The organism is Kribbella jejuensis (genome assembly GCF_006715085.1).
GTDB classification, from domain to species: domain Bacteria; phylum Actinomycetota; class Actinomycetes; order Propionibacteriales; family Kribbellaceae; genus Kribbella; species Kribbella jejuensis.
The window spans coordinates 127,399-149,582 of record NZ_VFMM01000004.1 but is presented as its reverse complement, the minus strand read 5'-3'; the positions used below and the strand labels follow the sequence as shown (position 1 = coordinate 149,582).

General features: G+C 68.6%; 21 protein-coding genes and 1 riboswitch. Of the genes, 17 read left to right on the top strand and 4 right to left on the bottom strand.

The window, feature by feature from the left end:
- Positions 1-14: 14 nt before the first annotated feature.
- From FB475_RS33530 to uvrB, 8 genes are all read left to right on the top strand, one after another.
- Positions 15-881, top strand: a complete 867-nt coding sequence (locus tag FB475_RS33530) for a phosphotransferase family protein (RefSeq protein ID WP_141862050.1) — start codon at positions 15-17, stop codon at positions 879-881.
- Positions 882-1,132: 251 nt separating this feature from the next.
- A complete protein-coding gene (gene rpsA, locus FB475_RS33525) occupies positions 1,133-2,611 on the top strand; it encodes a 30S ribosomal protein S1 (protein ID WP_141862049.1) in 1,479 nt (492 codons plus the stop codon).
- A gap of 76 nt (positions 2,612-2,687) precedes the next feature.
- Entirely contained in the window at positions 2,688-3,305 is a 618-nt protein-coding gene (gene coaE / locus FB475_RS33520) for a dephospho-CoA kinase (RefSeq protein ID WP_141862047.1), read from the top strand.
- 168 nt (positions 3,306-3,473) lie between these two features.
- A complete protein-coding gene (locus FB475_RS33515) occupies positions 3,474-4,637 on the top strand; it encodes a PrsW family glutamic-type intramembrane protease (protein WP_238332603.1) in 1,164 nt (387 codons plus the stop codon).
- Positions 4,634-5,701, top strand: coding sequence for a hypothetical protein (locus FB475_RS33510; RefSeq protein WP_141862043.1), 1,068 nt, complete (start codon positions 4,634-4,636; stop codon positions 5,699-5,701). The genes FB475_RS33515 and FB475_RS33510 overlap by 4 nt, the downstream gene beginning before the upstream one ends.
- Entirely contained in the window at positions 5,698-6,603 is a 906-nt protein-coding gene (locus tag FB475_RS33505; RefSeq protein ID WP_141862041.1) for a hypothetical protein, read from the top strand. Before FB475_RS33510 ends, FB475_RS33505 begins: the two co-directional genes overlap by 4 nt.
- Positions 6,604-6,718: 115 nt before the next feature.
- Positions 6,719-7,438, top strand: a complete 720-nt coding sequence (locus tag FB475_RS33495) for a hypothetical protein (protein ID WP_141862039.1) — start codon at positions 6,719-6,721, stop codon at positions 7,436-7,438.
- Positions 7,439-7,529: 91 nt separating this feature from the next.
- Positions 7,530-9,635, top strand: coding sequence for an excinuclease ABC subunit UvrB (gene uvrB / locus FB475_RS33490; RefSeq protein WP_141862037.1), 2,106 nt, complete (start codon positions 7,530-7,532; stop codon positions 9,633-9,635).
- Between the two features lie 32 nt (positions 9,636-9,667).
- Here uvrB and FB475_RS33485 read toward each other — a convergent pair whose 3' ends face one another.
- The gene (locus tag FB475_RS33485; protein WP_141862035.1) at positions 9,668-10,099 is read right to left on the bottom strand and encodes an ester cyclase; all 432 of its coding nucleotides are present in this window, start codon (positions 10,097-10,099) and stop codon (positions 9,668-9,670) included.
- Between the two features lie 111 nt (positions 10,100-10,210).
- Here FB475_RS33485 and FB475_RS33480 point away from each other — a divergent pair, with 111 nt between their 5' ends.
- From FB475_RS33480 to FB475_RS33455, 6 genes are all read left to right on the top strand, one after another.
- Entirely contained in the window at positions 10,211-12,403 is a 2,193-nt protein-coding gene (locus FB475_RS33480) for an ATP-binding protein (protein ID WP_141862033.1), read from the top strand.
- A 68-nt stretch (positions 12,404-12,471) separates the two neighbouring features.
- Positions 12,472-12,840: a VOC family protein gene (locus tag FB475_RS33475; RefSeq protein ID WP_141862031.1), complete on the top strand. Its 369-nt coding sequence runs from the start codon at positions 12,472-12,474 to the stop codon at positions 12,838-12,840.
- Positions 12,833-13,186: an MmcQ/YjbR family DNA-binding protein gene (locus tag FB475_RS33470; RefSeq protein ID WP_141862029.1), complete on the top strand. Its 354-nt coding sequence runs from the start codon at positions 12,833-12,835 to the stop codon at positions 13,184-13,186. The genes FB475_RS33475 and FB475_RS33470 overlap by 8 nt, the downstream gene beginning before the upstream one ends.
- Positions 13,183-14,142, top strand: a complete 960-nt coding sequence (locus FB475_RS33465; protein WP_141862027.1) for an Lrp/AsnC family transcriptional regulator — start codon at positions 13,183-13,185, stop codon at positions 14,140-14,142. The genes FB475_RS33470 and FB475_RS33465 overlap by 4 nt, the downstream gene beginning before the upstream one ends.
- A 119-nt stretch (positions 14,143-14,261) precedes the next feature.
- Positions 14,262-15,098 (top strand): SDR family oxidoreductase, encoded by an 837-nt coding sequence (locus tag FB475_RS33460; protein ID WP_141862025.1) that lies wholly within the window; start codon positions 14,262-14,264, stop codon positions 15,096-15,098.
- A 273-nt stretch (positions 15,099-15,371) separates the two neighbouring features.
- Complete coding sequence (locus tag FB475_RS33455) at positions 15,372-16,376, top strand: TerC family protein (RefSeq protein ID WP_141862023.1); 1,005 nt, start codon at positions 15,372-15,374, stop codon at positions 16,374-16,376.
- 179 nt (positions 16,377-16,555) lie between these two features.
- Here the strand turns inward: FB475_RS33455 and FB475_RS33450 are convergent, their stop codons facing one another.
- From FB475_RS33450 to FB475_RS33440, 3 genes are read right to left on the bottom strand one after another with little or no spacing between them, the layout of a single operon-like run.
- Entirely contained in the window at positions 16,556-17,422 is an 867-nt protein-coding gene (locus FB475_RS33450; RefSeq protein WP_141862021.1) for a C40 family peptidase, read from the bottom strand.
- Positions 17,419-18,483, bottom strand: coding sequence for a mandelate racemase/muconate lactonizing enzyme family protein (locus FB475_RS33445; RefSeq protein WP_141862019.1), 1,065 nt, complete (start codon positions 18,481-18,483; stop codon positions 17,419-17,421). The genes FB475_RS33450 and FB475_RS33445 overlap by 4 nt, the downstream gene beginning before the upstream one ends.
- Positions 18,480-19,352, bottom strand: a complete 873-nt coding sequence (locus FB475_RS33440; RefSeq protein ID WP_141862017.1) for a serine hydrolase — start codon at positions 19,350-19,352, stop codon at positions 18,480-18,482. The genes FB475_RS33445 and FB475_RS33440 overlap by 4 nt, the downstream gene beginning before the upstream one ends.
- Positions 19,353-19,395: 43 nt before the next feature.
- Between FB475_RS33440 and FB475_RS33435 the strand changes: the two genes are divergently transcribed.
- From FB475_RS33435 to FB475_RS33425, 3 genes are read left to right on the top strand one after another with little or no spacing between them, the layout of a single operon-like run.
- Complete coding sequence (locus tag FB475_RS33435; RefSeq protein ID WP_238332602.1) at positions 19,396-20,373, top strand: cobalamin biosynthesis protein; 978 nt, start codon at positions 19,396-19,398, stop codon at positions 20,371-20,373.
- Positions 20,364-21,044, top strand: coding sequence for a phosphoglycerate mutase family protein (locus FB475_RS33430; RefSeq protein WP_141862013.1), 681 nt, complete (start codon positions 20,364-20,366; stop codon positions 21,042-21,044). Before FB475_RS33435 ends, FB475_RS33430 begins: the two co-directional genes overlap by 10 nt.
- Positions 21,035-22,003 (top strand): DUF3500 domain-containing protein, encoded by a 969-nt coding sequence (locus tag FB475_RS33425; RefSeq protein WP_141862011.1) that lies wholly within the window; start codon positions 21,035-21,037, stop codon positions 22,001-22,003. The genes FB475_RS33430 and FB475_RS33425 overlap by 10 nt, the downstream gene beginning before the upstream one ends.
- A gap of 38 nt (positions 22,004-22,041) precedes the next feature.
- Positions 22,042-22,154: riboswitch (cobalamin riboswitch) on the top strand.
- The last annotated feature ends 30 nt before the right edge of the window (positions 22,155-22,184 follow it).

Genomic DNA, 22,184 nt, shown 5'->3' with positions numbered 1-22,184 from the left:
CTAGTGTCGAGGACATGACCGACTTCGCAGCGAGTGCTGTTCCGTTGACAGGTGGGTACGGCGGGCAGACGTTCGCGGTGAGTGCCGGTGGTGAGGACGCGGTCATCAAGTTCTATGCCAAGGACCCAGGACGGGCAGTGGTGGACGCCGCGTTGCTGGAACTGGTCCGTGGGCTCTTGCCGGTGCCACGGGTACTGGAGCTGAAGCGGGAGGGCTCGTACGACGAGCCGCCGTACCTGCTGACCGAGCGGCTGCCGGGGGTCAATCTGCAGATGTTCCTGGAGACCGCGGACGAGGCACAGCGTCGGACGGTCGGGACGCAACTGGGGGAGTTGCTGGCGCGGCTGAGCGGGATGCCGTTCCTGCGGGCAGGGATGTTCCAGGACGACGAGCTCAGGGTCGAGCCGTTCGGGGTCGGGGACCTGACCGAGTACGTGGCCGGTCTGGACCTCGGGCTGAGCGAGGGCTTCGCGACCGTGATCGACGAGGCGGAGGAGCTGCTCGAGGGCGGTGTACACCGCGTCTGCCTGGTCCACAGCGACTTCAACCCGAAGAACCTGCTCGTCGACCCGGAGACCGCGCGGATCACCGGGCTGATCGACTGGGAATTCGCACATGCCGGCTCGCCGTACGCCGACCTCGGCAACCTGCTGCGGTTCTGCGAGGATCCGGTGCTCGCGCGCGCCGTACTGGACGAGCTCCGGTGGGTCGGGGAGCCGCTGGTGGACCTCGGGCGAGCGGCCGATCTGTGGGCGCTGCTGGACCTCGCGAGCCGGGCCGCCGAGCACGAGGTGGCGGCCGCGGCGCACCGGCTGGTCTCCCGAATGGCGGACACGGGGACACTCGCGGGCGGCCGTCCGGACCTGGACGTCGTACATTGAGACCAATGGCACGTCGGGGTACCTCGGCGGGCGCCTGGTGACGACCGGCGCCCCAGGTTGTGCTGCCCTCGTCAAGACCGGTATTCTGTGAGATGCGCTATGGGCCCGCGCGACCTCGGACGGAGCAGGCTCGTGACTCGCAGCAGCTCGGTGGTGAATCTGTCGTCTTCTGGCAATCCCGCGGTTTGGTGCGATCCAACGGTTCATGACGCGACCGCACAACACCACCAGTCCACGGAGCAACCCACCACATGACGGCCAGCATCGAGGCTCCCCTCGACCCCGCAGTGCGCAACACCCCGCAGGTAGCGGTCAATGACATCGGGTCGGAGGAAGACTTCCTCGCGGCGATCGATCAGACCATCAAGTACTTCAACGACGGCGACATCGTCGAGGGCACCATCGTCAAGGTCGACCGGGACGAGGTCCTGCTCGACATCGGTTACAAGACCGAAGGCGTGATCCCGTCCCGCGAGCTGTCGATCAAGCACGACGTCGACCCGAACGAGGTCGTCAACGTCGGCGATCACGTCGAGGCCCTGGTTCTCCAGAAGGAGGACAAGGAAGGCCGTCTGATCCTCTCGAAGAAGCGCGCCCAGTACGAGAAGGCCTGGGGCACGATCGAGAAGATCAAGGAAGAGGACGGCGTCGTCACCGGCACCGTCATCGAGGTCGTCAAGGGTGGCCTCATCCTGGACATCGGCCTGCGCGGCTTCCTGCCGGCGTCGCTGGTCGAGATGCGCCGGGTCCGCGACCTCCAGCCGTACGTCGGCCAGGAGATCGAGGCGAAGATCATCGAGCTGGACAAGAACCGCAACAACGTGGTCCTGTCCCGCCGCGCCTGGCTGGAGCAGACCCAGTCCGAGGTGCGGATGAACTTCCTCACCCAGCTGCAGAAGGGCCAGATCCGCAAGGGCGTCGTGTCCTCGATCGTCAACTTCGGTGCGTTCGTGGACCTCGGCGGCGTGGACGGCCTGGTGCACGTCTCGGAGCTGTCGTGGAAGCACATCGACCACCCGACCGAGGTCGTCGAGGTCGGCCAGGAGGTCACCGTCGAGGTGCTGGACGTCGACATGGACCGCGAGCGCGTCTCGCTGTCGCTGAAGGCGACCCAGGAAGACCCGTGGCAGCAGTTCGCCCGGACCCACCAGATGGGCCAGATCGTGCCCGGCAAGGTCACCAAGCTGGTTCCGTTCGGTGCGTTCGTCCGCGTGGAGGAGGGCATCGAGGGTCTGGTGCACATCTCCGAGCTGGCCGAGCGGCACGTCGAGATCCCGGAGCAGGTCGTCCAGGTCAACGACGACGTCATGGTCAAGATCATCGACATCGACCTGGAGCGGCGCCGGATCTCGCTGTCGCTCAAGCAGGCCAACGAGGGTGTCGACCCGGTCTCGGACGACTTCGACCCGACGCTCTACGGCATGACGGCGACGTACGACGACCAGGGCAACTACATCTACCCGGAGGGCTTCGACCCGGAGACGGGCGAGTGGCTCGAGGGCTTCGACAAGCAGCGTGAGGAGTGGGAGCGGCAGTACGCCGAGGCCCACGCGCGCTGGGAGGCCCACAAGAAGCAGATCGAGGAGGCCAAGACGGCCGACGTGGAGGCCGGCGAGGCATCGTCGTACTCCTCGGCCGCAGCCCCGCAGGACGACGCTCCCGTCGAGGGCGCGCTCGCTTCCGACGAGGCACTCCAGGCCCTCCGCGAGAAGCTGACCGGCCAGGGCTGATAGTCGCCTTCGAAACCCCCGCACCCTCGGGTGCGGGGGTTTCGTACGTTGTACGGCGCCTGGATAAGGTGCTGGCGTGCTGAGAGTGGGACTGACCGGTGGGATCGGGTCCGGCAAGAGTGCGGTGTCGGCGCGACTGGCTGCGCGCGGGGCGGTGGTGATCGACTCCGACGTACTCGCGCGTGAGGTCGTGGCGCGCGGGACCGACGGGCTGGCGGAGGTGGTCGCCGCGTTCGGTTCCGGCGTACTGACCGCCGACGGTGACCTGGATCGGCCCGCGCTGGGGAAGATCGTGTTCGGCGACGAGCCCGCGCGGCGCAGGCTCGAGGCGATCATCCACCCGCGGGTGCGGGCCCGGGCCGCGGACATCGAGGCGGCGGCCGACGCGGACGCGATCGTCGTCCACGACATCCCGCTGCTGGTCGAGACCGGGCAGGCGGACAAGTTCGACCTGGTGCTGGTCGTCGACGTACCGGTCGAGGTACAGGTCGAACGGCTGACCACGCAGCGCGGGATGGCCGCGGAAGAGGCCCGGCAGCGGATCGCCAGCCAGGCGTCCCGGGAGGACCGGCTCGCGGTCGCGGACGTCGTCGTCGACAACTCCGGCAGCCTCGCCGACCTGGATCGCCGGCTGGACGAGGTGTGGGCCACCTTCGAACACCGGCTGAGCCACGGTCCGGACACGAAAAGGTGACCCTCGCGCGGGAAATGATGCTCCCGGGACCCCCTGTACGAGAATCTGTCCCGGTCCGGCCCGTGCCAGTCACGGCCGGGCACGGCCGGTGCGCCCCGCTCCGGTCCGGACGTCCGAGGTTGGGAGGATGGCGTGGTTTGTCCGCGCTGCAGCTCTGACGTCCCCGATGTGTCGCACTTCTGCCATCACTGTGGCAACGACCTGCGCACCGGGGACAACGAGCGGAAGAACGCGTACGCCGCCAGGCCGGACGAGCCGGTGGCGTCGTTCAAACTGGTCTCGACGATCATGCCGCAGGGATCCGGCAAGCAGCCGTACACCTACAAGGTCGCGCTCGGCATCGCCCTGCTGCTGACCGTGCTGACGGCGGCGCTCGGAGCGCTCCCGGTGGCGATCATGATCGCGGCCTTCGCCATCCCGATCGTCTACATCATCTACTTGTACGACGTGAACCTCTGGGAGGACGAGCCGATCCCGGTGGTCGCCGCGGCGTTCGTGCTGACCGGCGTACTCGCGGCGCTCTTCACCTGGATCTGGTCGGACAAGATCGGGCTCAGCCTCGACGCCATCGGCAACGGTTCCACCGGGCCGTCGCTGCGGGACTTGCTGATCCTGCTCCTGCTGGTACCGGTCGTGTCGGAGCTGATCCGCCAGATCGGCCCGCTCTACCTGGCGTCGCGGCCGCGGTACGACGACCTGATGGACGGCTTCACGTTCGGTGTCGTGGCCGGTGTCGGCTACGCCTGCTTCGAGACGCTCGTCCTGCACTGGGGCTGGATCAGTGGCGGCTTCGCCGGTCCGGGCAGCAGCGCCGGTACGTGGATCTCGATCGTCGTACTGCACGGCTTCATCAAGCCGCTGGTGTACGGCTCGGCCACGGGTCTCGCCGGCGCGGAGTTCTCCGGCCTCGGCGAGGGGTACGACGGCTTCACGCCGCGCTGGGTCGGCGGCCTGCTCCAGGCGATGGTGGTGAACGCGCTGTTCCAGGGCGGCATCTACCTGCTCGGCTTCGTCGGCGGCCGCGGTTCCACGATCGGTGCGATCCTCGGTGTCGTCTGGGGCCTGGTGCTCCTCGGGGCGCTGATCATCCGGGTCCGGACCGTGCTGCACAAGGGCCTGCTGGAGGCGGCGCTGGAGTCGGCCGCCCGCGGCGGTTCGAACCACGCGTCCGGCGACCTGGCGTTCTGCTCGCGCTGTGAGATGCCACTGCTCCCGCATTCCGACTTCTGCTCCGCCTGCGGCAACTCGGTGCGTTCGGTACCGAAGTCCGCCCGTGGGGTGACCGCATCGACCGCCGCGACGACTGGGACGACTGGAGAGACGCAGGCATGAGCAACCAGCAGCAGCCGCCGTACGGTGGGCCTGGGGGACAGCAGCCGTACGGCGGGCAGCCGCAGCCTGGTTACGGCCCGCCGCCTGGTCAGCAGCCGCCGCCACAGCAGCGTCCTCCTCAGCAGCCTGGTCAGTACCCGCCTGGGCCTGGGGTGCAGCAGCCAGGGCCACAGCAGCCAGGGCAGTACCAGCAGCAGCCTGGGTACGGCGGGCAGTATCCGCAGCAGCCGCAGCGGCCCCCGCAAGCCCCGCAGCAGCAGGGTTATCCCGGGCAGCAGCAGTACCCCGGCCAGCAGTACCAGCAGCCGGGCTTTCTGGGGCAACAGCCCCAGTACGGTGGCCAGCAGCCCTGGGCCCAGCAACCGCCGCGCAAGAGCGGTGGTAGCGGCAAGACCCTGCTGATCGCCGGCGGTGCGTTCGCGCTGGTCGCGATCATCGGTGTCGTCCTCGCGCTGATCTTCAAGGGCGGCGACGACCAGGCAGACCCGACGCCGATCCCGACCGGCGCGCCGACCGCCCAGCCGACGGGACAGCCGACGGAACAGCCCACAGGTGAGCCGACGGCCTCACCGACCGGCGCGCCGACGACCCAGCCGAGCACCGGCGGGGACGAGGGCATCGCGGTTGCCGAGGGCATCTACGTGAAGCCGGCCAGCGGCTACGTCCGGCAGAGCCTGGATGGGTACAGCGGCGTGTTCCTGGTCAAGCAGGGCGAGGGCATCTTCATGGTCGCCGCCGCGAAGACCACCGAATCGGGCGAGTCGATCCTGTCCGCGGTGGTCAAGGCCAACACCAAGTCGCTGTCCTCGGTAAAGACCAACCCCGTCAAGACCGTGACTCCGGGTCCTGACGACAAGACCCCGGTGAAGGTGCTGATGTCACAGGCCTACTCCGGCGTCAGGACCTCGCAGAGCGGTAGCTTCGCGGCGGTCGGGTTCGTCGCGGTGATCGAACGCAACGACGGCGTGATCACGGTTGCCCAGGCGTACGGGCGGAAGGACAAGCTCGCCACGCTCGACCCGGAGTCGACCGCGATGCTGAAGTCGGTGCTCGAGAGTCAGTGAGCGGAAAGCGAGACAAAGGGACCGGCGGTAACCCCTGGGTCAACCAGCCCGGACCGGACGAGGACCAGGACGAACCGGAGGAGCAGCTCCCGCCGTCGCCCTGGAACCTCGAGGTGCAGCCGCCCCCGTCACCGTGGGGCGGCTCCGCCGGAACTGGCGGGCATGGTGATCCCGGCGCTCCCGGTTCCGGGCCGGCGACCCAGACGTCGTCGGCCTGGGGCGACAAGGTCGGCCCGCCCTCGCTGCGCCGGCCGGCGCCGGCGAAGAAGAAGGGCTTCCAGCTGCCGCCGCTGCTGATCCCGATCGGCGCCGGGCTGCTCGTCGTGGCGATCGTCGCGGTTGTCCTGGTCGCACTGTCCGGCGGAAACGACAAGACCTCCCAGAACCCGCCGAGTACGCCGATGAGTACGCCGACGGCGCCGAAGACGTCGTACCAGCCGCCGCCGAACGCGATCCCGGTCGGCTTCGGCGTCTCGGTCGTACCGGCTCCGGGGTGGACGCTCTACACCAAGGAGACGGCCGGCAAGCAGGTCGCGGTCTTCCCGCCGAACCAGGCGGAGGGTGCCCGGGCGTTCTTCTGGGTCCGGCAGAAGCGCGACGTGACCGCGAACGCGTACCTGCTCGGGATCGTCGAGGGTGAGACCGAGGAGGAGATCACCCAGCTCGGCGCGGTACGGAACCTGCCGTGCCCGAAGGACGTCTTGGTGGAGTGCGTCGCGATCGACTACACCTCCACGTTCACCAAGAACGGCGTCGAGACCAAGGTCAAGGGCTCGATCGAGACGTACCGGCGCAAGGACGGTGTGGTGACCGCGCTGGACTTCCGGACCAACGCCGACTTCGCCCCGAAGGCCGAGGCGGACGCCGCGATCATGAAGAAGTCCGTGATCGACAGCATGTGACCCAGAACTATTACGAGGAACGACAACTATGAGTCAGCAGTACGGTCCGCCGCCCGGACCCCCGCCTGGACTCCCGCCCGGACTCCCGCCTGGACTCCCGCCTGGCCCGCCGCCGGTGTCCGCTCCGGCTCCCGGCGGCTGGGGCCCCGGGCCGTCGCGCCCGGTCCGGCCGCCGAGGTCGAGCAAGACGCCGTGGATCATCATGGCGGCCGCGATCGTCGCGGTGCTGCTGGTGGCGATCGGCGTCGTACTGCTGGTGACCGGCAAGGACGGCAAGAAGACCACCGCGCAGCAGACGCCGGAGCCGCTCGGCACCATGTACACGCCGTCGCCGACGCCGACCCCGGACGACTCCAAGGGGCCGAACGACGTCGGCGTCGAGGTCGGGTACGGCGTCTGGTTCACACCGTCGAAGGGCTGGCTGCCGGACTGGGACAAGACCAAGGCCGGGAAGAACTACATCCTCCAGCAGTTCAACGCCCGCGGCCTGATCGACGGGTACTACTGGGTCCGGCAGACCGAGCTGTACGACGCGAAGGGCTTCGCCGAGCACCTGGTGGACGTCGAGTCGAACGGCATGCAGGGCGTCCGGATCGGCAAGGGCACCGTCTGCCAGCCGGCCAACCCGAACATCAAGGCTTGCTACGCGCTCACCTACACCGGCGACTGGGTCGCGAAGAACGGCAAACACGTCTCGATGCAGGGCTTCGTCACGGCCTACCAGGACAAGTTCGACCGGGTCACGGCCACCGACGCAGCCCTCGAGACCCGCGTCTACAAGCGCCGCGTCAACGAGCTCGTCTACATGAACAACACCCTCATAAAGAGCTTCTGACCTGCAGTTTCAGGAACCGTCGGTGGGTTGACCGACGCCAACCGTCAGCTGGTTTTAGAAACTGTCGGCGGCGGCCCGTACGGTGGGGGACATGAGACAGGTGTCGGATCTCCAGCGGATGGTCGCCCCGCTGAAGGTGGTGTCGGACTTCGCTCCGGCGGGTGACCAGCCGGCCGCGATCGCGGACCTCACGCAGCGGATCAACGCCGGTGAGCAGGACGTCGTGCTGCTCGGCGCGACCGGAACGGGTAAGACGGCGACCATCGCCTGGCTGGCCGAGAACATCCAGCGGCCGATGCTCGTCCTGCAGCCGAACAAGACCTTGGCGGCTCAGTTCGCCAACGAGCTACGCCAGTTCTTCCCGAACAACGCCGTCGAGTACTTCGTGTCGTACTACGACTACTACCAGCCCGAGGCGTACGTACCGCAGACGGACACGTACATCGAGAAGGACTCCTCGATCAACGAGGAGGTCGAGCGGCTCCGGCACTCGGCGACCTGGTCGCTGCTGACCCGCCGCGACGTGATCGTGGTCGCGACCGTCTCCTGCATCTACGGCCTGGGCTCCGCCGACGAGTACCTGAACCGCATGATCCACGTGAAGGTCGGCACCGAGATGGACCGCGACGGCCTGCTCCGCAAGCTCGTCGGCGTGCAGTACGCGCGCAACGACCTGGCCGGCACCCGCGGCACGTTCCGGGTGCGTGGCGACACGCTCGAGGTCTTCCCGGTGTACCAGGAGCTCGCGGTCCGGGTGGAGTTCTTCGGCGACGAGATCGAGCGGGTGATGACGCTGCACCCGCTGACCGGCGAGGTGCTGTCGGAGGAGGAAGAGGTCTACATCGGTGCCGCCACGCACTACGTGACCGCGCCAGAGCGGATGGAGCGCGCGATCACCTCGATCGAGGCGGAGCTGGAGGAGCGGCTCGCCGAGCTCGAGCGCAACGGGCAGCTGCTGGAGGCGCAGCGGCTGCGGATGCGGACGACGTACGACATCGAGATGATGCGCCAGATCGGCACCTGTTCCGGCATCGAGAACTACTCCCGGCACACCGACGGCCGCGAGCCCGGTACGGCGCCGCACTGTCTCTTGGACTACTTCCCCGAGGACTTCGTGCTGGTGATCGACGAGTCGCACGTGACCGTCCCGCAGATCGGCGGGATGTACGAGGGCGACATGTCCCGGAAGCGGACGCTGGTCGAGCACGGCTTCCGGCTGCCGTCGGCGATGGACAACCGGCCGCTGCGCTGGGAGGAGTTCCTGGAGCGGATCGGCCAGACCGTGTACCTGTCCGCCACCCCGGGGCAGTACGAGCAGGACAAGTCCGACGGGTTCGTCGAGCAGATCATCCGGCCGACCGGTCTGGTCGACCCCGAGGTGATCGTGAAGCCGACCAAGGGGCAGATCGACGACCTGATCCACGAGATCCGGCTCCGGGTCGAGCGCGACGAGCGGGTGCTGGTCACCACGCTGACCAAGAAGATGTCCGAGGACCTGACCGACTACCTGCTGGAGATGGGCATCCGGACCAGGTACCTGCACAGCGAGGTGGACACGCTGCGCCGGGTCGAACTGCTCCGCGAGCTCCGGATGGGCGAGTACGACGTACTCGTCGGCATCAACCTGCTCCGCGAGGGTCTGGACCTGCCGGAGGTGTCGCTGGTCGCGATCCTGGACGCGGACAAGGAAGGGTTCCTGCGGTCGGGGCGGTCGCTGATCCAGACCATCGGCCGGGCCGCGCGGAACGTGTCCGGTCAGGTGTTCATGTACGCCGACAAGATCACGCCGTCGATGGAGCAGGCGATCGACGAGACGAACCGGCGGCGCGCGAAGCAGATCGCGTACAACGAGGCGAACGGCGTCGACCCGCAGCCGCTGCGGAAGAAGATCGCCGACATCACCGACATGCTGGCCCGCGAGGACGCCGACACCGCCGAACTGCTCGGCTCCGGCCGGACGCAATCGCGCGGCAAGGCGCCGGTACCGGGTGGCGGCAAGGTGAAGGCAGGAGAGAAGGCAAAGGAACTGGCCGGCGGCCTACCGTCCTCGGACCTCGCCGACCTGATCCAGCAACTCACCGACCAGATGCACAACGCCGCCGCCGAACTCCAGTTCGAAGTAGCAGCCCGCTTCCGCGACGAAATCTCCGAACTCAAAAAAGAACTCCGCCAAATGACCAACGCCGGCGCCAAGTAACCGCGCCGGCGGCGGGAGACCAGGCTGGCGAATCAGGCTGGGGTTTGGTCGAAGGTGGGGATGATGCCGAGTTGTTGGAGCATGCGGAGTTCGTCTACCACGTGCCAGTGTTCGGCTACTTGGTTGGCTTCTACGCGGTAGATGTCGATGCCGGCGATCTGGAACGAGCGGCCGGTGGGTGGGATGCCCGCGAAGTCGCCTACGTGGGTGCCGGTGTTGGTCCAGCGGACCACGACGCGGTCACCCTCCGCGACCATGTCCTCGATCTCGAACCGGGGAGCGAAAGCGCTGGTCAGCATCCGGAAGCGGTCCGCGAGGCCGGCCAGGCCCTCACCCTGCCCGGGCAGCGGATCGTGCTCGACGTACCCCGGCGCCGCCAGCTCCGCGAGCGGCGCGTCGTTCTGCTGGTTGAGGACCTCGTCGTACAGCCGACGGGCGAGTAGCTTGTTGTTCTCGGTGGACATTGTCTGCCTCCTTCGATCCGATCTGGACCTTCTCAGCGTGGTCCGAGGCCAGTCGGCGGACCATGACGACTGACCCACCGACTTGCTGACCGGCCGCGGAAGGGGGCGGCGATGAGCGGTACGGAGCTCGCCGCCGCGCTCCGGCGGCTGCGGTCGTCGGCCGAGCTGACCCAGGAGGAGCTCGCCGGCCGGGCCGGCATCAGCGTGCGTGCGGTCAGCGACATCGAACGCGGGGCCCGGCGCCGGATCTACCCCGTCACGGCCCGCCAACTGGCGACGGCCCTGGACCTACCCCCGGCGGAGCGAACCGCCTTCGAACGTGTCGCCCGCGGTCTCTCGCCGGCGCCGGCAAACAGTGCCAACAGCACCGTCGGCGTTCTTCCAATGCCGCGGAGCACGCTCTTCGGCCGGCACCAGGAAATCGGTGAGCTCAGCGCCCTCCTGGCCAGTGAGCCGCCTGCCCTGATCACCGTCACCGGACCCGGCGGCGTCGGGAAGACCCGCCTGGTGCTGGAGACCGCCCGAGCCTGCGGCCCCGGGACCCAAATCTCGAACGGGCACCCGTTCGCGGCCGTCCACTGGGTCGAACTAGGACAGCTCGACGATCCGGCCCTCGTCATCACAACCATCGCGAGGTCGGTCGGTACTGCGGCGATCGGTCCCGACCCCCTCAGCGCCCTGGCCGGCGCCTTGGCAGTACTCCGTACGTTGCTGATCCTCGACACGTTCGAGCACCTGCTCGCCGCGGCGCCGGACGTCGCCGAGCTGCTGTCGCGCTGCCCCAGCCTGACCGTACTGGTCACCAGCCGGGCAAGGCTGCGGCTGAACGGCGAGCGGGAGTTCGCGCTCGGTCCGATCACTGAACCGGCCGACTCGGTGGAGCTCTTCGTGGACCGGGCAATGGCAGCGAACCGCCGGCTGACCGTCGATCCGGTGCTGGCGGCAGATATCTGCCGCCGTCTCGAGGGCATTCCGCTGGCCATCGAGCTGGCTGCCGCCCGAACCCGGCACCTCGCCCTGCCGGACCTGGCCCGCCAACTCGAGCAGGGGAGCAGCGTACTGTCGCGCGGACCGCAGGATCTGCCGCAACGGCATGAGTCGATGCAGGCGACCGTTGCCTGGAGCTACCACTTGCTGGATCCCGGCGCACAGACGCTCGCCCGGCGGCTGACCGTGTTCGTCGGCTGGACACTCCAACAGGTTCAGGCGGTCTGCATGCACGGGCTCGACGCCGATCCGCTCGAAACCCTGTCGACGCTCCTCGACCACAGCCTCGTAGCGGTGTCACCAGCCGATACCTGCGGGACCCGGTACCGGATGCTCGACGTGGTTCGCGAGTACGTCGCGCGCGAGGCCGTCGTACCGGACGACACGACGGAGCTGCGGTCGCGGCACGCCGACTACTTCCTCGCCCTCGTACGCGAACTCGAACCGTTGCTGCGGGCAACAGGACAGAGTACGGCGCACCTGCGGCTCGATGCGGAGCTGCCCAATCTGCGGAGCGCGCACCGCTGGCTGCTGGCCAACGATCCGCGCCGCGCCCTGGCGATGGCCGGTTCGCTCTGGATGTTCTGGCTGTGGCGCGGCGGAGTACCGGAGGGCAGACGATGGCTTGTCGACGCGCTCGCGGCAGGCAAGGCGGGCGCCGAAGAGGTCGAGGCGCGGGCCAAAGCCCTGTGGGGTGCGGGCTGGCTCGCCTACCACCAGGGCGACGTGGGCGAGACGAGCAGGTACGGCGACGAGCTGCTCGGGTTGGCCCGCGAGACCAAAGACGCGGTTCAGCTCCGGAACGCGCTCACGCTTGGTGGCATGACCTCGATGGCGGCAGCCGACTTCGAGGCGGCCCGGTCGTCGTTCCAGGCGGCCCGGGACGCGCTGCGGGGAGGCGGTGAGGCGTGGCTGATCGCGACCTCGGCACTGAACCTCGGTCTCGCCGAGTTGCACGCCGGCGAGGTGGCAGCGGCAGAACGGCACTTCGTCGAAGCGGCTCAGCAGTACGCCGAACTCGGCGACCAGACGTACCTCGACCGGGCGAATCGTCATGTCGCGGCTGCCGCATTGGTCAACGGCCAGCTCGAACGCGCCGAGCAGCTGTTCGCGGCCGAACTCGTGCGCGACGACACCAGGACCGACTGGGGCGTGGCAGAGAGTCTGGAGGGTCTCAGCTGGGTGGCCGCCGTCCGCGGCGACGTCGAGCGAGCGGGCGAACTGGCTCGCGACGCCGCCACCATTCGCGAGCGCCTCGGAGTACAACTGCACCCCTTCGACGCGCTGCTGTCTCGGCGCTTCCGGGGTCAGGACTGACGCCACGCTCCGGATCTGTCGGTTGTGAGGGCTACTGTGCGTTTCAGAGTCAGCTAGGGAGGACGCGGATGTTCGACCACCTGTCGTTGCAGTGCGATGACCTGGACGCCAGCCGGCGGTTCTACGAGGCCGTGTTGGCGCCCGTGGGGGTCAGCGTGGCGATGGACTTCGGGGATGTGCTCGGCTGGTCCGGCAATGACGGCGTGCCGAAGTTCTGGCTGGGGAAGCAGACCACCGGCGGGACGCAACGGGAGATCCACGTGGCGTTCACGGCGCCGGACCGGGCGACCGTCGAGACGGTGCATCAGGCCGGCCTGGACCTCGGGGCCGAGGTGCTGCATGAGCCGAAGGAGTGGCCGGAGTACCACCCGGGGTACTACGCCGTGTTCTTGAGAGATCCGGATGGCAACAACGTCGAAGTCGTCACCCATGCCTGACAAGCGGCTCACGGGTGACGGCCTACGCGAGTACTGCCTCGCGAAGCCGGGGGCGTGGCCGGACGAGCCGTGGGAAGGGGACACGGTGGCTAAGGTCGGGGACAAGATCTTCGCGTTCCTCGGCGGCGACAGCGTCGGGCTGAAGTGCGGGGCGAATCGCGACGAGGCCGACGAGCTCGTCGCGACGTACCCGGAGCACGTCCGGAAGATGGCCTACATCGGGCGCGCCGGCTGGAACACGGTGCAGCTCGGCGGTGCCGTCCCGGACGACGAGATCCTCGAGCTCGTCGACGTGTCGTACGCGACGGTCGTGTCGAAGCTGCCGAAACGGCTTCGTCCGGCGTGACGTACGACGACCTCGACCGGGCGCTGCTGCACGCCTTGCACCTCGACGCGCGGGCGCCGTTCCGCCGGCTGGGTGAGGTGCTGGGCGTCTCCGACCAGACCGTCGCGCGGCGGTACGCACGCCTACGCGAGAGCGGCGCGCTGCGGGTCACCGCGCTGAGTGATCCGGGGCAGGTGCAGTGGCTGCTCCGCGTGCGTGCCGTGCCGAGCGCCGCCGGTGAGGTCGCAGATGCGCTCGCGCGGCGGCCGGACACGAGCTGGGTGAACCTCTGCGCGGGCGGTACCGAGATCGAGTGCACGGTGTACGGCGCCGACGTCGGCCCCCTCCTGCTCGAGGTGCTGCCCCGGACCCGGCAGGTGATCGACGTCGAGGCCGCGGAGGTCTTGCAGGTCTTCTACGGCGGCGCGGGTTCGCCGTACGACAAGATCGGATCGTTGCGGCCCGACCAGATCGCGGAGCTCCGGCAGCCGCGACCCGATCCCGTCGACAAGCTCGTACTCGACGAGGTCGACCAGCGGCTCTACGAGGAGCTGCGGAAGGACGGCCGTGCGCCGATCGAGCAGCTGGCCAAGGTCTGCGGCGTCTCCGCGCCGACCGTCCGCCGCCGGCTGCACGCACTGGTTGCCGGCGGCATCATCAGCTTCGACATCGACGCGGATCCACGGCTGATGGGTGTGCCGGCGCGGGCGATGCTGCGGCTGGCGGTGACACCGGATCGGCTGGATGCGACCGGCCGTGCGCTGGCCGAGCACACCGAGGTCGCGTTCGTGGCCGCGACCACGGGGTCGACCTCGCTGTTCGCGGCGATCGGCAGTCACTCACCCGACGGCCTGTACCGCTACCTGACGACGGAGATCGCAGGGCAATCGGGCGTCACCGGGGTGAACCTGACGCCGGTCCTGCGTACGGTCAAGGCCGCCACGACGCACTACGGGCTCCGGCATGCTGTCGGATAGCGACACTGAACCCCTGCTGATTGTCGAGATCGGAACACTTTTCATTTCTCAGGCGAGTTTTGGAGCGGTCGCGAGCAGGCTGATCGGGAGAAACGATCAAGCGTGAGGAGCCTCTGTTCATGACCACCCTTGTCATCGGTGCCCGCGGTGCCGTCGGCCGGCACGTTGTCGCCGGGCTGCAGGCGGCCGGTACGCCGGTCCGCGCCTCGGTCCGGGATTTGAGCAAGGCCGACTTCGGACCCGGCGTCGACGTCGTACAGGCTGACCTGACCCGCCCGGAGACGTTGCCCGCGGCCCTCGACGGCGTCGACCACGTCTTCCTGTACGCCGAACCCAGCGGCGCGGCGGACTTCGGAAAGGCGGCACTGGTCGCGGGCGTCGAGCGGGTCGTACTGCTCTCCTCCGGCAGCGTGTTGGTGCCGTGGGCAACGAACAATCCGATCGCCGTCGAACACCGGATGACCGAGGAACTGCTGGCCGGTAGCGGCCCGGAACTCGTCCCGATCCGGCCGCTGGTACTCGCCAACAACGCCCGGAACTGGGCGTGGTCGATCAAGTCCGAGCGCACCGTCCGGCTCGTCCACCCCGAGTCGGTCTCGGCGCCGATCCACGAGCGCGACATCGCCGAGGTCGCGCTCGCCGCCCTGTCCGGTGCCGAGCCGCGGGAGGTCTCCGCGTTGCTGACCGGTGCGGAACCGCTGATGTTGCGGGAGCAGGTCGGGCTGATCGCGGCCGCGATCGGGGAGCCGATCACGGTCGAGGAGATCGACGAGACGCGCGCCCGGGAGATGTTCGATGTGGGGGAGCCGGAGGTGGTGGAGGCGATCCTGCACTTCGTCCGGCGCGGTACCGAGGCGGACGGGTGGTACCGGACCGACACCTTCGAGCGGATCGTGGGACGCCCGCCGCTCCCGTTCGCCACCTGGGCCGCGGACAACGTGGCCGCCTTTCGCTGAGCGGTGCCGACCAGAGGGTGAACGCTTGGTCACCACGGACTGTGACGCCGCTCTAACCCGGTTGTGACGACCGGCGCGGGGTGTGGATTTGGTATCTCGGACGCCGAACCGTCAGAATGGGTGACGAGAAGGGGAGTATTCCTTTCACGGCGGCATCGTCATCACGGCCGGGGTTCGTCCCGTGGCCCGGTGCCCCCGGTCTCACCGGCTACAGACGGTGAGGCGGAAGAGACCTTCGGAGTCGATGTTTTCGTCTGAGCTCCGGAGGACTCTGTGCACGTTGCTGACTATGTCTGGTACATCACCGTCGGGTTGCTGCTCGCGCTGCTGGCCTTCGACGTTTTCGTGATCGGCCGCCGGCCGCATGAGCCGAGCACCCGCGAATCGGCCACCGCGATCGCGTTCTACATCGGGCTGGCCGTGATCTTCGGTCTCGGCGTCTGGTGGTTCTCCGGCGGGCAGTACGCCGGTGAGTTCTTCGCCGGCTGGCTCACCGAGTACAGCCTGAGCGTCGACAACCTGTTCATCTTCCTGATCATCATGGCCAGGTTCCAGGTGCCCAGGCAGTACCAGCAGACCGCGTTGCTGATCGGGATCATCCTGGCGCTGGTGTTCCGCGGCATCTTCATCGCCGTCGGCGCGGCCGCGATCAACCAGTTCTCGTGGGTCTTCTACATCTTCGGCGCGTTCCTGGTCTACACCGCCGTACACCTCGCCAAGCAGGGTGAGAACGACGACGACGACTTCAAGGAGAATGCGGTCATCCGGTTCGCGAAGAAGCGGCTGAACGCCACCGACGAGTACAACGGTGTCAAGCTGACCCTGGTGCGGAACGGCAAGCGGCTCGTCACCCCGATGGCGATCGTGATCATCGCACTCGGTACGACGGACCTGCTGTTCGCGCTCGACTCGATCCCGGCGATCTACGGGCTGACGCAGGAGCCGTTCCTGGTCTTCACCGCGAACGTGTTCGCGCTGATGGGGCTGCGGCAGCTGTACTTCCTGCTCGGCGACCTGCTGAAGCGGCTGGTCTACCTGTCGCTGGGGTTGTCGGTGGTGCTCGCCTTCATCGGCGTGAAGCTGGTCCTGCACGCGATGCACGTCAACGAACTCCCGTTCATCAACGGCGGCCACCACATCACCTGGGCCCCAGAAATCCCCATCTGGTTCTCCCTGGGCTTCATCATCGTCACCCTGGGCATCACCACCATCCTCAGCCTCCACAAATCCCGCAAGCTGAACGCGGACCAGCCAGAGCTCCACCCCAAGAAGTCCTGACCCAGGCAACCCACCCCTCGCTCCGCTCGGGGCGGGGGTGGGTCGGGCCGCGGACCAGGGTGTCGGCTGCCCCCCGGCGCCCTCGCGCCACCCCGCGCCCCGCCCCAGTGGGAGTCCGCGCGACCCCGCGCCCGCGGGACTCCGCCTGCGCGGGGTCTTGGGCTGGGTGGTCGGGTGGGTTAGAAGCGGGCGGCGGTGGTGAGGGTGGATCGGCGGTCTTCGGTGAGGGGGGTGTTTTCTAGGCGTTTGCCGGTTTCGGAGGCGTGGAGCATGCCGGTGGGGGAGACGAAGCCTACGTGGTGGATGGTTTTGCCGGGGCGGGCGAAGAAGTAGAGGTCGCCTGGCTGGACCTCGTCGAGGGGGATGTTCGGGAGGTCGTCCGCCTGGTCGTGGGCGTCGCGCGGGGTCCGCAGGCCGAGGACCCGGCTGACTGCGTGGACCAACCCGGAGCAGTCCAGCCCGTACGCCGACGTACCGCCCCACAGGTACTCCAACCCGAGGAACTGCTCACCCAGCCGCAACCGCTCGTCCGCGTCCGACGGCTCCACCACGGAACGCAGTACGGCGTCCGGCAACCAACCGTGCCCACCGTCAGGCGTGGCCACCCGCGTATAGCCGTCAGCGTGCTCGTCCGACGCCAACACGGTCGCGAACGACAGCTCCACGACCGGACGCCCGCCCGGCTCCGTGAGCAGCGTGGCCGTCGGTACGGTGATGGCGACCGGATCGGACGCACTCGTCGGCAGCTCGCCCAGGTGGCTCGACGGAACCCACCCCGGATAGCCGAGCTCGTCCTGCGACGACGGCTGCCAGGGCGCGAGGATCTCGGACCAGCCGTCACGCTCCGAGCGCACCAGCACGGGCTCGGCGAACAGCAACTGGGTCAGCGTACGGCCGTGCAGGCCGAACCGAGTCTCGGTGTCCATCGACTTCGCCCACGCGGCGACGTCGGGGACTGCGGCGGTTGCCGGTGCGTCGATGTCGCGCGGCGCGTCCGGCGACGTCCAGACCGTGCTGATCGGGACCTTGGTGGCGGCTAACTTCATGCGGACAAGCCTGTCACGCCCAGTCCGGGAGCAGAAGGCAGGTGGATCCGCGCACCCTCGTACCGGATTCCGCCCGTCACCGCAGGCTCGCGCAGCCACCAGGCCGCGTCCAGGTCGTTGACCGCGCTCGTCGGGTACGCCGACACCAGCGCGGCCGCCGCACCGACGCCCACATGGCCCTCCATCATGCAGCCCACGATCGCGCCGAGCCCGTGCTCGCGGGCGAGCTCGAGCAGCGTCCGCGCCGGCGCCAGCCCGCCGCATTTCGCGAGCTTCACGTTCACCAGGTCGGCCGCGCCGCGCTGGATCACCGCCACCATGTCGCGGACGCCGTACACCGACTCGTCGGCGAGGATCGGCGTACTCACCCGATCCGTCACCCACGCCATTCCGTCAAGATCGGCCGCGGCGACAGGCTGTTCGACCAGCTCGATCGCGCAGCCGGCATCCTCGAGCGCCTGGATCACGGTGACCGCATCGCGCCGGGTCCAGCCCTGGTTGGCGTCCAGCCGGAGCCGCGGCTCCGGCCCGATCGCGTCCCGCACCCGGCGGACCCGGTCCACGTCACCGGCCGCGTCGGTACCGACCTTGATCTTGAGTACGTCGAACCCGTCCGTGATCCGCGCCTTCGCCGCGCCGGCGAGCGCGTCCGGGTCGCCGACCGAGAGCGTCATGTCGGTACGGACCACGTCGACGGTCGAGCCGAGGAACCCGTGCAGCGTCTGCCCGCGGCGCCGGGCGGCGAGGTCGTGCAACGCGACGTCGACCGCGTCCTTCGCAGCGAAGTTGCCGACCGCGGCTCCCTGCACGCGGCGCAGCGCCTCGGTGAGGTCGTCCGGTCCGAGCCCGTCGAGGGCCGTGCTGATCGGTCCCTCGATACACGCCCGGGAACCCGCCAGCGAGTCGCCGGTCACCTTCCAGACCTGCGGCGCCTCACCCCAGCCGCTCAGCTCGCCGTCGCTGATCTCGACCAGCAACGACTCGGCGTGCGTCGCCGTACGCAACGCGGTGACGAACGGCGTGTGCAGCGGCGCCGAGACCAGGTGTGTCGTGATCTTCACCGTACGGCCTCCAGGTCGTGCCGGTGGTTCCAGGCCTCGAGCGCGATCGACGCGATCAGCTGCTGCGCCTCGCTGTCCGGCAGGTCGGACGTCGTACACACGACCAGCACGAACGGGTCCGCGTCGCCCGGGCGGACGATGCCGCCGTCGTGCCGGATCCGGGTGTCCCAGCCGTTCTTGTGCTCGACCCGCGTGCCGGCCGGCAGCAGCGCGGGGATCTCGCCGTTCCATTGGTTGCCGGCCAGCAGGTCGCGCAGGTAGTCGCCGGAGGCACCTTCCTGGTTGCCCACCGCAACCAGTACGCCGGCCAGCCCGGCCGGGCTCATCAGGTTGCTGATCCCGGCCCGCTGCGCCGCGCGGTCGTCGATCCCGCGCTGGATCTTGGACGCACCGCCGGTGGGGCGGTTCACGACGGCGCCGGCCGGGTCCACGTCCGGTCGCAGGGACGACTTCAGTGTGGAATCCGCGAGGGCCCGATGCGCCGCATCGACGCCGACCTGTTCGAGCACGAGATCGGTGGCGAGGTTGCTGGAGCGGGTGATCATCTCGGTCGCCAGCCAGCCGAGCGGCACCTGCTCGCCCATCCGGGCCCAGGTCGCGGGCGCCTCGTCTTCGTCCGGGTCGACGCCGAACCGGCCGCCGGCCGCCGACTCGAAGTCGTTGTGTACGGTCACCGGCTGGTCGAGCGCGAGCTCACCGGCATCGACCTTGCGCATCATGGCCATCGCCACCGGCAGCTTCATCGTGCTCGCCGAGTAGTGCGTCCGCTCCGCCTCGTGCACGAAGACCGGCGTACCGTCCAAGCGCCCCAGCCAGACCCCGAACTCCCCGCTCCCGTCGACCTGCTGGAGCAGCTCCGCGATTCCCATGCGGTCACCCAATCACAACCGTTCACCTGGCAGACTGCCCAGGGTGTACAGGGCAAACCCCGGGGCAAACACCAGGACAAACAGCGGGGCAAACACCAGGGCTCTCGGCATCCTCCTGGGCTTCACCGCCGACCGTGTCCTCGGCGACCCCCGCCGCTACCACCCGGTCGCCGGCTTCGGCCGTACGGCGTCCCGCCTCGAACCACACCTGTACGCCGACACGCGCGCCAGCGGAACCGCCTACACCGCGATCCTCGTAGGTACTACGACAGTCCTGGGCCTCGCCGCCGAGCGCCTGACCCGCAAACATCCGCTCCTCCACACAGCAGCCACCGCCGGTGCCACCTGGACCGTGCTAGGCGCCCGCAGCCTCGAACGCGAAGCCGAAACAATGGCCACGCTCCTGCACCAAAAAGACGTCGAGAAGGCCCGCGACCGCCTCAGCCACCTGTGCGCCCGCGACGCCACCACCCTGGAGGCCGACGAGCTGGCCCGGGCCACGGTCGAGTCGATCGCCGAGAACACCTCCGACGCCTGCGTCGCACCCCTGTTCTGGGGCGGTGTCTTCGGCATCCCCGGCCTGCTCGGCTACCGCGCCGCGAACACCCTCGACGCGATGGTCGGCTACCGCTCCCCGAAGTACGAGAACTTCGGCTGGGCCGCCGCGCGCCTGGACGACGTACTCAACCTCCTCCCCGCACGCCTGTGCGCCGCCCTCACCGGGCTGATGGCAGGCCGACCGCGGCAAGCAGCACGCATTCGGCGCCGAGACGCCGCGCAACACCCAAGCCCCAACGCCGGCCCTGTCGAAGCCTCTTTTGCCGGCGCCCTCAACCTCACCCTCGGGGGTACCAACAGCTACGGCACCTACACCGAAAACCGGGGAACCCTGGGCGACGGCCCGCCCCCGACAGTCCCGGACATTCGCCGCACGGCAACCCTCGCCAAACGAGTCGGCCTGGCCGCCGCTGCCGGCGCAGCTGTGGTCGCCCTCCTGCAGAAGGGACAACGATGGGGTTGAGTCACCGGCCGTTGCGGATCGCGCTGATCCGGCACGGTGAGTCCGAGGCGAACCTGGACAAGACGCTCTTCGAACGCATGCCGGACCACGCGATCCCGCTGACCGCGCACGGCCACGAGCAGGCCGCGAAGGCCGGCAAGCAGCTGCGGGAGCTCTTCGCGAACGAGCAGGTCCGGGTGTACGTCTCGCCGTACCTGCGGGCGCGGCAGACGCTGGACTCCCTCGGCCTGGACGACCTGATCGGTCTGGCCCGGGAGGAACCACGGCTCCGGGAGCAGGATTGGGCGAATTTCCAGGACACCGAGGACATCGAACGGCAGCGCAAGCTCCGCGACTCGTTCGGGCACTTCTACTACCGATTCACCCACGGCGAGTCCGGTTCGGATGTGTACGACCGGGTGTCCACGTTCCTGGAGACGATGCACCGCGACTTCGAGGCGCCGGATTCGCCGAAGAACGTGCTGCTGGTGTCCCACGGGCTGACCATGCGGCTGTTCTGCATGCGCTGGTTCCACTGGTCGGTCAACTTCTTCGAGTCGCTGCGGAACCCGGAGAATGGGGAAACACGCGTTCTGCTGCGGCAGCCGGACTTCCGGTACAAGCTGGATCGGCCGTTCGAACAGTGGGCACCGTATGTACCGACGGAGAGGGAGCGATCGGCATGGTTGTAGCGCAGACACGGGAGGCCGTACTCGACCTGCTGGCGAGCCTGTCGCCCGCGCAGCTCGAGAAGCTCAAGGCACCGTTCGACACCCCGGACCACAAGGAATGGACGTACCTGCCAGGCGACCGCCCCGGTCTGCCGCTGGGAGATTTGACCCCGGCACAGCAACTGCTGGCGAAGCGTCTGGTCGAGCTGTGCTGCAGTGAACGCGGGGCAGCCGACTCCTGGGCCGTGCTGGACGCGGAGGTCATCCTGCGCGGCATCCCGGCGCTCCCGGAGTCCGGAGACTGGCAGGGCACGGTCCTTGGCGAGCGCTTCTTCCTGCGCGTCCTGGGCGACCCGTCCGGCACCGGTCCGTGGGCCTGGCGACTCAACGGCCACCACCTGGCGCTGCACGTCACCTTCGTCGACGGTGCTGTCTCCTTCACGCCGCAGTTTATCGGCTCGAACCCTGCCGAGGTCCTGAGCGGCCCTGAAACCGGACGCCGGTTCCTGGCCGCGGAACAGGACCTGGGCTTCCAGCTCCTCCACGCGCTCGAGCCGGGCCAACTGGAGATCGCCTTGGTATCACCGGACGCCCCCGACGACATCCTGACCCGCCACGACCCGGTCGCTGATGCGTCCGTGCTGCACCGCGGCCTGCTGTACGGCGACATGAACGAACAGCAGCGTCAGCTCCTGAGCCTTCTCATCGGCCAGTACGTCGGGCGCGCCGCCGGCCCGATCGGCCTGCAGACCTGGCAGGACATCACCGAACAGGGCATCGAACGCCTGACCTTCGCCTGGGCCGGTGAAACCGAGCCAGGCGTCGGTCACCGCCACTACTACTCGATCGCCGGCCCGACCTTCCTCGCCGAATACGACAACACCCAGGACAACGCCAACCACATCCACTCCGTCTGGCGCGACGTCCGCAACGACTGGGGCACCGACCTACTGGCCGCCCACTACGCAATGCACAGGTAGCGCACGTCTCCCGATCCCACGCGAGACGTGCACTAGAGTCAGCACGGTCAATCGACGGCATCAGCAGGAACCCGGTGTGAGTCCGGGGCGGTCCCGCCACTGTGACCCCATTGTCGGGGGAGTCAGGAACTGCCGCCGTCGTACCTGTAGCTGGGGCGTGGATACCCCGGGAAGGACTTGT